The 12,115-nt window shown below is 73.2% G+C and carries 9 protein-coding genes; 3 read left to right on the forward strand and 6 right to left on the reverse strand.

Annotated features, from left to right (window positions below):
* The first annotated feature begins 267 nt into the window (after positions 1-267).
* The 3 genes from ACZ4Z4_RS26590 (at position 268) to ACZ4Z4_RS26600 (ending at position 4,847) form a co-directional block, all read left to right on the forward strand.
* Positions 268-2,253: an FAD/NAD(P)-binding protein gene (locus tag ACZ4Z4_RS26590; protein ID WP_468332233.1), complete on the forward strand. Its 1,986-nt coding sequence runs from the start codon at positions 268-270 to the stop codon at positions 2,251-2,253.
* Positions 2,250-3,680 carry a nitrosuccinate lyase gene (locus ACZ4Z4_RS26595; protein WP_468332236.1) on the forward strand — a complete coding sequence of 477 codons (1,431 nt, stop codon included), beginning with the start codon at positions 2,250-2,252 and terminating at the stop codon, positions 3,678-3,680. The genes ACZ4Z4_RS26590 and ACZ4Z4_RS26595 overlap by 4 nt, the downstream gene beginning before the upstream one ends.
* A gap of 81 nt (positions 3,681-3,761) precedes the next feature.
* A complete protein-coding gene (locus tag ACZ4Z4_RS26600; RefSeq protein ID WP_468332239.1) occupies positions 3,762-4,847 on the forward strand; it encodes a methyltransferase in 1,086 nt (361 codons plus the stop codon).
* Positions 4,848-4,922: 75 nt separating this feature from the next.
* On the opposite strand, the gene ACZ4Z4_RS26605 is transcribed toward ACZ4Z4_RS26600, so the two are convergent.
* The 6 genes from ACZ4Z4_RS26605 to ACZ4Z4_RS26630 form a co-directional block, all read right to left on the reverse strand.
* Positions 4,923-6,446 carry an MDR family MFS transporter gene (locus ACZ4Z4_RS26605; RefSeq protein ID WP_468332242.1) on the reverse strand — a complete coding sequence of 508 codons (1,524 nt, stop codon included), beginning with the start codon at positions 6,444-6,446 and terminating at the stop codon, positions 4,923-4,925.
* A gap of 26 nt (positions 6,447-6,472) precedes the next feature.
* Positions 6,473-7,933: a multicopper oxidase family protein gene (locus ACZ4Z4_RS26610; protein ID WP_468332245.1), complete on the reverse strand. Its 1,461-nt coding sequence runs from the start codon at positions 7,931-7,933 to the stop codon at positions 6,473-6,475.
* A gap of 99 nt (positions 7,934-8,032) precedes the next feature.
* Positions 8,033-8,794, reverse strand: a complete 762-nt coding sequence (locus tag ACZ4Z4_RS26615; protein WP_468332248.1) for a response regulator — start codon at positions 8,792-8,794, stop codon at positions 8,033-8,035.
* 76 nt (positions 8,795-8,870) lie between these two features.
* Positions 8,871-9,308: a GNAT family N-acetyltransferase gene (locus ACZ4Z4_RS26620; RefSeq protein ID WP_468332251.1), complete on the reverse strand. Its 438-nt coding sequence runs from the start codon at positions 9,306-9,308 to the stop codon at positions 8,871-8,873.
* Positions 9,292-10,581, reverse strand: a complete 1,290-nt coding sequence (gene purB / locus ACZ4Z4_RS26625) for an adenylosuccinate lyase (protein WP_468332254.1) — start codon at positions 10,579-10,581, stop codon at positions 9,292-9,294. Before purB ends, ACZ4Z4_RS26620 begins: the two co-directional genes overlap by 17 nt.
* 24 nt (positions 10,582-10,605) lie before the next feature.
* On the reverse strand, positions 10,606-12,111 hold the full coding sequence (locus tag ACZ4Z4_RS26630) for a glutamine synthetase family protein (RefSeq protein ID WP_468332257.1): 1,506 nt from the start codon (positions 12,109-12,111) through the stop codon (positions 10,606-10,608).
* Between the last annotated feature and the right edge of the window lie 4 nt (positions 12,112-12,115).

Below are 12,115 nucleotides of genomic sequence, written 5' to 3' on the forward strand. Positions count from 1 at the left end.
GATCCGGACGGGATGCGCCGGCTGCCGTCGGCTCGGGGTGCCGCGCTGTTTTCCCGCATCGTTTTTCCCGTATCGCCCTTGTCGGTTCACGCGGTGCTCCGCCGGGACGCGAGTGCTGGTTGAGCAGGCCTCCTGAACCCGTCGGGAGTGTGGGTGCGCACCGCTCGGCGGTTGCTCTCAGGCCAGGTATGCCCTCCGCGACAAGGAGCACGCGACCATGCCCACAGGTCCCTTGGTTCACGGCGATGCGCCGGGCGGCACACCTTGGTGAGCGGCCGGCACACCCAGGTGTGTCTGGTCGGAGCCGGCCCGCGCGGGTTCTCCGTGCTCGAACGGGTCTGCGCGCAGGAGCGGAAGTCCCCGCTGTGGGAGCGGGTGACCGTGCACGTCGTCGATCCCGAGCCGCCCGGTGCGGGCCGGGTGTGGCGGCCCGCGCAGTCGCCGCATCTGCTGATGAACACCGTCGCCTCGCAGGTGACGGTGTACACCGACGGCAGTGTCAGCATCCGCGGCCCGCTGGAGGAGGGGCCCAGCCTCTATGAGTGGGCCAGGGCGCTGGGCCGGGGCGCCGTCGCGCCCGGTCCCGCCACACCCCACGACCCGGAGGTGCTGGCCGAGGCCCGGGCGCTGGGGCCGGACACCTATCCCACCCGCGCCCTGTACGGGCGGTATCTGACCTGGGCGTTCCAGCAGGTCGTGGCGAACGCGCCGGTGCATGTGGCGATCCGGGTGCACCGGGTGCGGGCGGTGGCCCTGGAAGAGGAGGAAGGGCCCGGCGGCGGGGCGCAGGTGGTGGTGCTGGAGGACGGCAGGCGGCTGGGCGGGCTGTCGGCGGTGGTGCTCGCGCAGGGGCATCTGCCCGTGCGCGCGGGTGAACACGAGCGTGAGCTGGCTCAGTTCGCCGCCCGGCACGCTCTGGTCTACGTGCCTCCGGCCAACCCCGCCGATGTGGACCTCTCGCGCATCGCGCCGGGCCAGGACGTGCTGCTGCGCGGGCTCGGCCTGAACTTCTTCGACTACATGTCGCTGTTCACCCATGGCAGGGGCGGCAGGTTCGAGCGGGTCGAAGGGCGGCTGGTCTACCGGCCCTCGGGGCGCGAGCCGCGGCTGCACGCCGGGTCGCGGCGCGGTGTGCCCTACCACTCGCGCGGCGACAACGAGAAGGGCGCCCACGGCCGTTACCGGCCGCGGCTGCTGACCGTCGAGCATGTCGCGGCGCTGCGCGCGGCGGGCCAAGGGCCGCTGCGGTTCGCCGAGGACCTGTGGCCGCTGATCTCCACCGAGGTGCAGTGCGTGTACTACGAGGCGCTGCTGGCCGCCCGCGGCGAACACCGGGCGGCGGTGGCCCGGTTCGCCGCGCGTTTCCTGGCCGCGGCGCCGGGGCGGGCGCGGGAGAAGGTGCTGGCGGGCGCCGGGATCGGTGAGCGGGAGCGCTGGGACTGGGAGGCCATCGCCCGTCCGTACGGGCCTCGTCGCTTCGCCGACTTGGCGGAGTTCCGGGGCTGGCTGCGGGAGTACCTGGTGCGCGATGTTCGCGAGGCGCGCCGGGGCAATGTGCGCGGGCCGCTGAAGGCCGCCCTGGACGTGCTGCGGGATCTGCGCAACGAGATCCGGCTGGCGGTGGACCACGGCGGTCTGGCGGCCGCCTCGCACCGCGACGAGCTGGAGGGCTGGTACACGCCGCTGAACGCGTACTTGTCGATCGGGCCGCCCGCCGGGCGGGTGGAGGAGATGCTCGCGCTCATGGAGGCCGGGGTGCTCGATGTGTCCTGTCCCGGCATCCGCGTCACCACCACCGGCGGGGACGGTGCGGGGCAGGGGGCGGGCTTTGTGGGGACGTCGGCACGGATCCCCGGTGTGCGGGTGCGGGCCACCGCGCTGATCGAGGCCCGGCTGCCCGACACCGACCTGCGCCGCACGGCCGACCCGCTGCTGCGGCAGCTGCTGGAGTCGGGGCAGTGCGCCCCCTACCGCGTTCAGGAGTACGAGACGGGCGGGCTGGCCGTGACGCGCTCCTACCGGCTGCTGAGCGGCGCCGGGGCGGCGCATCCGCGGCGCTTCGCCTACGGGGTGCCCACGGAGTCGGTGCACTGGGTCACGGCCGCCGGGATCCGGCCCGGGGTGGGCTCGGTGACGCTGGAGGACTCCGACGCCATCGCGGGCGCGGTCCTCGCGCTGCCCGCGGCGGCTCCCGGCCCGCGGCCCACGCCCGGGACAACTCCCGCGCGCGAGACGAGAGAGGTGCAGCCGTGAATACGACACACAGCGACCGCGCACGGTCCGCGCCCGCGGTGCAGCCGGATGCCGGGCTGCTGTCGCCGGTCCGGGTGGGCACCGAGGTGGAGGCCGCGGTCGGGGACCGGGCCTGGTTGCAGGCGATGCTGGACGCGGAGGCGGCCCTGGCCCGGGCGCAGGCCCGCCTGGGCACGGTGCCCGCCGCGGCCGCCGAGGCGATCACCGCCGCCGCCCGGGCCGAGCACTTCGACGTACGGGAGATGGCCCTGGCCGCCCGGCAGACGGCGAACCCGGTGGTCGCCGTGGTGGCCGCGCTGACCGAGCTGGTCGCCCGGCGGGCCCCGGAGGCGGCCGAGTATGTGCACCGCGGCTCCACCAGCCAGGACGTCTTCGACACCGGCGCGATGCTGGTGGCGGCCCGGGCCCTGCCGCTGATCCTCGCCGACCTGCGGGCCACGGCCGCCTCCCTGGCCCGGCTGGCGGCCGGGCACCGCGACACGGTGATGGCCGGGCGGACCCTGGCCCTGCACGCGGTGCCCACCACCTTCGGGCTCAAGGCGGCCGGCTGGCGGCAGCTGGTCCTGGAGGCGGCCGTACGCCTGGAGCGGGTCGCCGATGAGGGACTTGTGGTGTCGCTGGGCGGCGCGGCGGGCACGCTGGCGGGCTACCTTCAGTACGCGGCGCAGGCCGCGCCCGGCTCCGGCGACGGCAGCGGGGCGACGGTGGTGGAGCAGCTGGCCTCGGCGTTCGCCGCCGAGACGGGCCTGGCCCGCCCGGCGCTGCCCTGGCACGCGCTGCGCACGCCGGTCACCGACCTGGGGGCGGCCCTGGCGCACACCGCGGGCGCCCTGGGCAAGATGGCGGCGGACGTGCAGGTCCTGGCCCGTACCGAGATCGGTGAGGTCGCCGAGCCCGGCGGGGTGGGGCGGGGCGTGTCCTCGGCGATGCCGCACAAACGCAACCCCGTCCTTGCGACCCTGATCCGCTCGGCCGCGGTCCAGGTGCCCGCGCTGAGCTCGGTTCTGGTGCAGTGCCTGCCCACCGAGGACGAGCGTTCGGCGGGGCTGTGGCACGCCGAGTGGCAGCCGCTGCGCGAGTGCCTGCGCCTGACCGGGGGCGCCGCCCACGCGGCCGCCGAGCTCGCGGCGGGCCTGACCGTGCACCCGCAACGGATGCGCGCCAACCTCGACATGACGGCCGGTCAGATCGTCTCGGAGCGTGTGGCGGCGTATCTGGCGCCCCGCCTGGGCCGGGCCGCGGCCAAGGAGCTGCTGGGCGAGGCCCTGGAGCGGGCGCGGGCCGAGTCCCGTCCGCTCGGCGAGGTGCTGGCCCAACTGCCGCGCCTGAAGGGCGTGGTGAGCGGCCAGGAGCTGGCGGACCTGCTCGATCCGCGGCAGTACACCGGCGCCGCGGGGGCGCTGGTGGACCGCGCGCTGCGGGACTGACCCGGCACGCCGCCCCATTCGGCTCCCCCTTTTTGTCCCTGTTCCCTTTCGTCCCAGCAACCGTCCAGCCGGAGGAATGCCATGCCGCCACTGCCGCCCGCCCGTGTCGTCCGCGCCGTGGAAAGCGTGCGCGCCGCTCTGCAGAGCCTGACGCGCAGACTCGCACCGCCGCCGTTCGCCCTGCTCGAACTCGTCCAGGGCGCCATGGTCAGCCAGGCCATCCACGTGGCCGCCGAGCTGCGCGTCGCGGAGACCCTCGTGGACGGCCCGCTGAAGCCGGCGCAGATCGCCGAGCGGGCCGGCGCCGACCCCGAGGCGCTGCACCGGCTGCTGCGCCTGCTGGCGACCTACGACATCTTCACCGAGCACAAGGACGGGCGGTTCGCGCTGACCCCGATGGCCCGCGCGCTGCTCAAGGACGCCCCGATGTCCATGTACGGCATCGCCCGGCTGATGGGGCATCCCATCCACTGGGAGGACTGGGGCCACCTGGTCGACGCGGTGCGCACCGGTGAGCCGAGCCTGCCCAAGCTGCGCGGCATGGGCGCCTTCGAGTATCTGGAGGCCAACGCGGAGTACGGGGCCATCTTCACCGACGGCATGGGCGCGATGTCGGGCACGGAGACCGAGCCGCTGCTGGCCGCCTACGACTTCGCGCGCTACGGCACCGTGGTCGACTTCTGCGGCGGCCGGGGCGATCTGCTGGCCGGCGTCCTGAAGAAGACGCCCGCGGCGCGCGGCATCCTGTGCGATCCGCGGGTGGGCACCAACAACGCCGCCGCCTTCCTGGCGGAGCAGGGCGTGGCCGGCCGGTGCACGGTCACCGAGGCCGGTCTGTTCGACGCGGTGCCCGCGGGCGGTGACGCGTACATCCTCAAGCACATCCTGCATGACTGGCCGGAGCCGCAGGCCCTGGAGATCCTGGGCAACGTCCGCAAGGCGATGAAGCCCGGCGGCCGTCTGCTGGTGATGGAGATGGTCATCCCCGACAAGGTCAACGGCCCGCACTCGGGCAAGCTGGTCGACCTGTGGCTGATGCTGCTGGTCGGCGGCAAGGAGCGCACCCGCGACCAGTACGCCGAGCTGCTGGGCAAGGCCGGCTTCCGACTGGAGCGCGTGGTGCAGACGCCGGCGGCGATCTCGATCGTGGAGGCGAGCCCGCGCTGAGCGGGCCGGCACCCCGGAAAGCCGGCGCCGCGGTCCCCGACTGTTCTCGGGCCGCGGCGCCGGCCTTTTTCTGTTTCAGCGCCGCTGTGGCTGCTTGCGGGTACGCAGGGGGACCTCGCGGACCAGGAGCGCGGCAGCCAGGGCGAGGCCGGCGGCCCCGGTGGCCAGCAGGAAGGCGCCCTGGACGCCCTGGGCGACGGCGCTTTGGTAGAGGGCGCGCAGGCCGGCCGGCAGGCGGCCGATGCCTTCGGCGTCCAGCCGGTCGGCCGGCGCGGCGCCGGGGTGCCCGCTCATCGCCTCGCGTACGCGGTGGTTGAACAAGGTGCCCATGACGGCGACGCCGACCGACTGGCCCAGGGTGCGAAAGAGCGTCATCGCGGCGGAGGCGACGCCCACGTCCTGCGGGTCGACGCTGTTCTGGGCGACGGTCATCACGTTCTGCCCCAGAAAGCCCATGCCGGCGCCGAGCAGGGCCATGAAGAGTGCGGCGGTGAGGCGGGAGGTGTTGGTGCCCAGGTGGGACAGGAGCAGGGTGCCGGTGAGCGTGGCGGCCGAACCGCCGAGCTGGAAGGTCTTGTAGCGGCCGGTGCGGGCGACGGTGCGTCCCGAGAGCTGGGAGGCGAGCACCAGGGCGGCGAGCATGGGCAGCAGGAGCAGGCCGGAGCCGGTCGCGGAGAGGCCGTGCACGGCCTGCTGGTAGAGCGGCAGGTAGAGGACGGCGCCGAACATCACGAAGCCGTTGGTGAAGCTGAGGGCGGCCATGAGGGAGAAGTTGCGGCGGCGGAAGAGGTGCGGGGGCAGGACGGGTTCGGTGGCGCGGGACTGGGCGTGGACGAAGCCGGCCAGCGCCGCGGCGGACAGCAGGCCAAGGGACACGATCAGCGTGGAGTCCCAGGCGTGTTCGACACCGCCCCAGGTGACCACGAGCACGAAGGAGACGATGCACACGACCAGCAGCAGGGCGCCCCAGTAGTCGATGTGGGCCTTCTTGCGCCGGCCGGTCACCCGCACCAGGCGGGCGATCAGGACCAGGGACAGCAGGCCGAGGGGCAGGTTGACCCAGAACGCCCAGCGCCAGCCGACCCAGTCGGTGAGGGCGCCGCCGATCAGCGGGCCCACGGTCATGGAGAACACCATGACGCTGGTGATCATGCCCTGGTAGCGGCCGCGTTCGCGCGGCGGGATCAGTTCGCCGATGACCGCCATGACGCCGACCGCGAGCCCTCCCCCGCCCAGCCCCTGAAGGGCGCGGGCGGCGATCAGCTCCGGCATGTCCTGGCTCAGCCCGCACAGCAGGGAGCCGGTCAGGAACACCGACATCGCCACGACGAGCCACCGCTTGCGCCCGTACATGTCGCCGAGCTTGCCCCACAGCGGGACGGAGGCCGCGGCGGCCAGGGTGTAGGAGGTGACGGCCCAGGACAGGTAGGCGGTGCCGCCCAGTTCACCGGCGATGGTCGGCATCGAGGTCGCCACGATGGTGGTGCCCAGCGAGGAGGGCAGCATCGCGAGGAGCAGGGGTATCAGCGCGAGGCGTACGCTGCGTGGCCCAGGGCCGTGCCTGGTCCCCTCGGCCTCCTCGCCCGGCGGCGCGTCCACGGGCTCCTCCTTGTGGCCTGAGCGCGTCATCTGATGTGCATGGTGGCCATCATGCCCCGCACGCCGTGCTCGAACATGTGGCAGTGGTAGAGGTAGTGGCCGCGGTAGGTGTCGAAGACGGCCTGGAGGCGGACGGTTTCGCCGGGGGCGAGGAAGATCGTGTCCTTCAGTCCGCTCTCCCCCGGCTCCGGCGGCCGGCCCGCGCGTTCCAGGACGCGGAACTGCACCAGGTGCAGGTGGAAGTTGTGTTCGGCGCGGGCGTTGGCGTTGGTGACCGTCCAGATCTCGCTGGTGTTGAACTTGATGCGGGCGTCGACGCGCCCGGGCTCGAAGACCTTCTCGTCGATGTAGGCGCCGGGGTGTTCGCCGCCCTCGTCCATGCGCAGCACCACCTCGCGCTCGGTGTCGGGGCGGGGCAGCGGCGGCAGGGTGCGCAGCCGGTCGGGTATCTCGCTGGGGTCGGCGGCGGTGCGCACCACGTCGAAGCGCAGGACTTCGCCGATGTCCTGGGCCGGTCCGCTGCCGGTGGTGTTGGTCAGCACCACGCCGCTGCCGACGGGGTAGCGGGAGAAGTCGACGATGACGTCGGCGCGTTCGCCCGCGGACAGTGCGATGCGGTCGGTGGTGTGGGGGGCGGTGAGCAGGCCGCCGTCGGAGCCGATCTGGGTGAGGGGGCCGCCGTCGGCCAGGCGCAGTTCGAAGCGGCGCTGGTTGGAGGAGTTGAGCAGGCGCAGCCGGTATTTGCGGGCGGCGACCTGGAAGTAGGGGTAGGGCACGCCGTTGGCCAGCAGGGTGTTGCGGCCGCGGTCGCCCATGGCGTAGGCGAGTTGGCCCTGGGCGTCGAAGCGGGCGTCGCGCAGGGCGATGACGACTTCGTAGCGTCCCCGCGGCAGGGGCAGGGCGCGTTCGGTGGTGTCGGTGAGCAGGTAGCAGCCGGACAGGCCGCGGTAGACGTTCTCGGCTTCGAGGTGGTGGGCGTGGTCGTGGAACCACAGCGGGGCGTGGGGCTGCCGGTTGGGGTAGTGGTAGAGGCGGTCCTCGCCGGGTTCGATGACGTCCATCGGGTCGCCGTCGCTGTCGGGGCGCACCGCGGCGCCGTGCAGGTGGACGGCGGTCGGCACGGTGAGGCGGTTGCGCTGTCTGATCAGCACGGGGCGGTTGGTGCGGGCCTTGATGACCGGTCCGGGGAAGTGGCCGTCGTAGGTGAGGACGTCGGTGGGGGCGCCGGGCAGGATCTGGGCGCGGGCGGCTTGCATGGTCATCACGTACACGTCGGCTTTGCCGGTGCGGCTGTGGGGCTGCTTCACGGGCAGCAGGGGCATGGGGCGCCGGAACTTCTCCAAGGCCGCCGCGGGGGCGGGGGATGCTGTGCGCGGGGCGGGTCGGGGGCGGGCGTGGGCGGCGAGGAGCGGGGTGAGGCCGGCGCCGGTCAGTGCTACGCCGGTGGTGGCGAGCGTGGCGCTCAGGGCACTGCGTCGGGTGATCATGGTGTCTCCTGGGCTGGTGGGCACCGCGGCCGGCTCGGGCGTGGGCGTAAAAGGCGAAAGGGTGTGGCAGTGCGGGAGTTCGGGGGGGGTGGCGGGGGCTCATCCGGTGCCGAGTTTGAAGCCCACCCCGCGCACGGTGACGACCCAGCCGCTGGCGCCGAGCTTGCCGCGCAGGCTGCTGACGTGGGTGTCGATGGTGCGGCGTGACCAGGAGTCGCCCCACACCTGCTGCAAAAGCTGCTTGCGCGGGATGACCGTGTCGGGCTGGGAGGCCAGCAGGCACAGCAGGTCGAACTCCTTGCGGGTCAGGGCGACGGGCCGGTCGTCGACGGTGACCTGGCGGGAGTCGACGTCGATGCGCAGCCGGCCGTGGTCCAGTTCCCTGGCCGCGGCGGGCTGCCAGCGGGTGCGGCGCATCACCGCCTCGATACGGGCCATGAGTTCGCGCAGCCCGTAGGGCTTGGTGACGTAGTCGTCGGCGCCCGCGTGCAGGCCCAGGACACAGTCCAGTTCGGACTGGCGGGCGGTGACGATGATGATGGGGACCCGGCTGACCTCGCGGATCGCCCGGCACACCTCCAGGCCGTCCAGGTCGGGCAGGTCGAGGTCGAGGAGGACCAGTTCGACGTCCTCGTAGGCCTCGAGGGCGGCGCTGCCGTGCCGGACGCCGACGGGGTCGTGGCCGTGGCGGCGCAGCTGGGCGGTGAGGGAGCCGGCCAGGGCGCTGTCGCCGTCGACCACCAGGATGCGCAGGCCGGTGGGGGCCCGGGCCGCTGCCGGGGCGCCCGGCGGGGCGGGCCGGGCGGCCTCGGGCACGGGGGCGAAGGGCTCCAGCAGTGCCGGTGACGGAATGTGGCTCATGCCTCCCCCGTGGAGTGTGCGGTGCCCGGGCGGGCCGCCGGTGCGGTCTGCGGCGGCCCGGGTGTGCGGGCTCGTGTTACGGCTGGGTGGGCGGCCCGGTGAGGGGCCGGCCGGGGCTCAGGACCCACGCCGAGTCGTGCCGGGTGAAGCCCACGCGCGGGTAGTAGCCGGTGGCGGCGGGGGCCGACAGGAGCACCACCTTGGCGTCGGGGGCCTGGCGGCGGGTGGCCTCCAGCAGGGCGGTGCCCACCCCGGAGCGCTGGTGGCGGCGGATGACGGCGATGTCGGAGAGGTAGGTGACGTAGGCGAAGTCGGTGATGCTGCGGGCGATGCCGATGAGGGTGCCGTCGGCCTCCCGGGCGACGACGACGAGGTTGGCCTCGCGGACCATCGCGGCCATCCGCTCGCGGTCCTCCACGGGCCGGCGCTCGCCCAGCCCGGAGGCGTGGTAGACGGCCAGGACATCGTCCAGGTCGAGGTCGGCGCCGTTGACGCGTTCAGTCTTCCAGCTCATCGAGCTTCTCCAATCGCCGCCGTATGACGTCGTGGTGGATGAGGAACCGTTCGGGCCGCAGCTGTTGGCGCAGTTCGACGCCCTCGTGGGCCAGGGCGTCGGTGAAGGGGGTGCCGGTGGCCGCGGTGCGGTTCGCGGCGGTCTGCGCCGAGCGGTAGGCGTGCTCGCGCTCGGTGCCCTCGCCCAGCAGTTCCACCAGGACGGCCGAACTGTAGATGAGGCCGCCGGTGCGCTCCAGGGCGGCCCGCATCGCCTGGGTGTTCACGCGCAGGCCCGCCACCAGCTCCTGGGCCTTGGTGGCCTGGAAGTGGGCGACGGCCAGGCTGTCGGGCAGGATGACCCGCTCGACCGACTGGTGGGCCAGGTCCCGCTCGTGCCACAGGGCGACGTCTTCCAGGGCGGTGGTGGCGTAGCCGCGCAGCAGGCGGGCCAGGCCGCACAGCCGTTCGCTGGTGGTGGGGTTGCGTTTGTGGGGCATGGCGCTGGAGCCCTGGTAGGCGGGGGCGCGCTGCTCCTCGACCTCGGCGACCTCGGTGCGCTGCAACAGCCGCAGCTCCAGGGCGATCTGTTCGACGCAGGCGCCCAGCGCGGCGACGGCCTGCACGAGTTGGGCGTGCCGGTCGCGGGCGACGACCTGGCTGGGCGCGGGCTCGATGCCCAGGCCCAGCGCCTGGCACACGTACTCCTCCACAAAAGGGTCGATGAGCGCGTAGGTGCCCACCGAGCCGGAGATCGTGCCCACCGCGACGGCCTCGCGGGCGGCCGCCAGCCGGTGCAGGGAGCGGTCGACGGCGAAGGCGTAGCCGGCGAGTTTGTGGCCGAAGGTGGTCGGCTCGGCGTGGATGCCGTGGGTGCGGCCGACCATGAGGGTGTCGAAGTGTTCCAGCGCTCTGCTCACCAGGGTGCGGCGCAGGCGCCGGCCGGCCGCCGTGAGCAGGTCGGTGGCGCGGGCCAGGGTGTGGCCAAGAGCAGTGTCCACCAGGTCGTAGCTGGTCATGCCCAGGTGGACCCAGCGGGCCGAGGAGTCGGGGATGTTCTCGCAGTAGGCGGCCAGGAAGGACAGGACCTCGTGGTCGCGGTCCTTCTCGATCTCGGCGATGCGGTGGGCGAGCGGCACCGGGGCCCGGCACATGTCGGCCAGGGCGTTTTCGGGGACGCGTCCCAGGCGCACCTGGGCCTCGGTCGCCAGGATCTCGACGCGGACCCAGGTGGCGTAGCGGGACTGGTCGGAGAAGAGATCCGCCATCTCGGGCAGGGTGTATCGGGCAAGCATGCGACGTCCTCTGTTCTCCGGTTGTCAGTACGCCTCGAAGTACTCGCGCTGTTCCCATTCGGTGACGTGGGTGTCGTCGGTGCCGGTGGTGGCGCACCAGGTCTGGTAGCGGTGCAGTTCACTCTCCTTGAGCCGGGTCAGGCAGGCCGCCAGGGGGTGGCCGAGGAGCTGGGCGGCGCGTCCGGTGCGGAAGGCGTCCAGGGCTTCGTGCAGGGACTGCGGCACGTGCTGCGCGGTGGCCGCGGGCGGTTCGCCGCTGTCCGTCCCGGTGGCTCCGGTCAGGCCTTGCAGGCCGGCGAAGAGCTGGGCGGCGATGGCGAGGTAGGGGTTGGCGCACGGTTCGCCGCTGCGGTTTTCGATGTGGGCGCCGGTGCCGCCGCCGACCACGCGGAGCATGACGCTGCGGTCCTCCGTGCTCCAGTCCATGCGGGTGGGGGCCAGGGTGTGGCGGGAGTTGAGCCTGCGGTAGCCGTTGACGGTGGGCACCGAGAGCATGAACAGTTCCCGGCTCCAGGCCAGCAGGCCCTCGGCGTAGGCCTTGGCCTGCGGGGAGAGGCCGCCGGCGGGGCCTTCGGCGGCGAAGAGGTTGCGTCCGTCGGCGGTGTCCAGGACGGACTGGTGCAGGTGCCAGCCGCTGGGGTCGAAGGCGTCCAGGCGCGGCTGGGACATGAAGGAGGCGTGGTGGCCGCGCCGGGCGCACCAGTGTTTGGTGGTGGTGCGGAACAGCAGCATCGCGTCGGCGGTGTCCAGGGCGGACATCGGGCTGAAGGTGGTCTCGACCTGGCCGGGGCCCGATTCGTGTTCCATGGAGCGCAGCGGCAGGCCGAGCGCGCTCAGGTGCATCGCCAGCGGGTCGGTGAGGTGGGCGACGGAGTCGTAGCGGGCGTCGAGGTTGAACTGGTAGCCGGCGTTGAGCGGGGCGACGTGGGGGGCTTGGCCCTGAAGGCCGAAGCCGTTGCCCCGGTTGCCCGGTTCGCTCTCCAGCAGGCGGGTGAGGTACCACTCGACTTCCAGGCCCACCACCGGTGTGTGGCCGTGGGCGTGGTAGGCGGCTTCCAGGCGGCGCAGGACGGCGCGGGCGGACAGCGGGTGCGCGCTGCCCTCGCGCAGGTATTCGTCGCCGATGACCCAGGCGGTGCGCGGCGAGCTGCCGGGCAGCGGCTGGAAGGTCAGCGGGTCGGGTACGAGGAGGAAGTTGCCGGCGCCGGCGAGTTCTTCCACGCCCAGGCCCGGCTCGCCCAGGAAGTCGACGGCGATGGCGTGTCCGGTGTCGAAGAGGAAGGGGCCGGGGCTGAAGTTCATGCCGTTGCGCAGCACGGAGCGGAAGGTGTCGGCGGTCAGGGTCTTGGAGCGGGCCAGGCCGTGCGGGTCGGCAAAGACCAGGCGGACGAAGTCGAGGTGGGCGAGGTCGGCCTCGATCTGTTCGGCGGCGGCGAGCTGTTCCTCGCTCCACAGTCCGTGGTCGGCGACGAAGGAGGGGGTGCCGACGGCGTCCTGGGCGGCGAGGGGGCGCCATGACCGGGTGTACATGGTT

This window comes from Streptomyces sp. NPDC030245, from assembly GCF_055572995.1.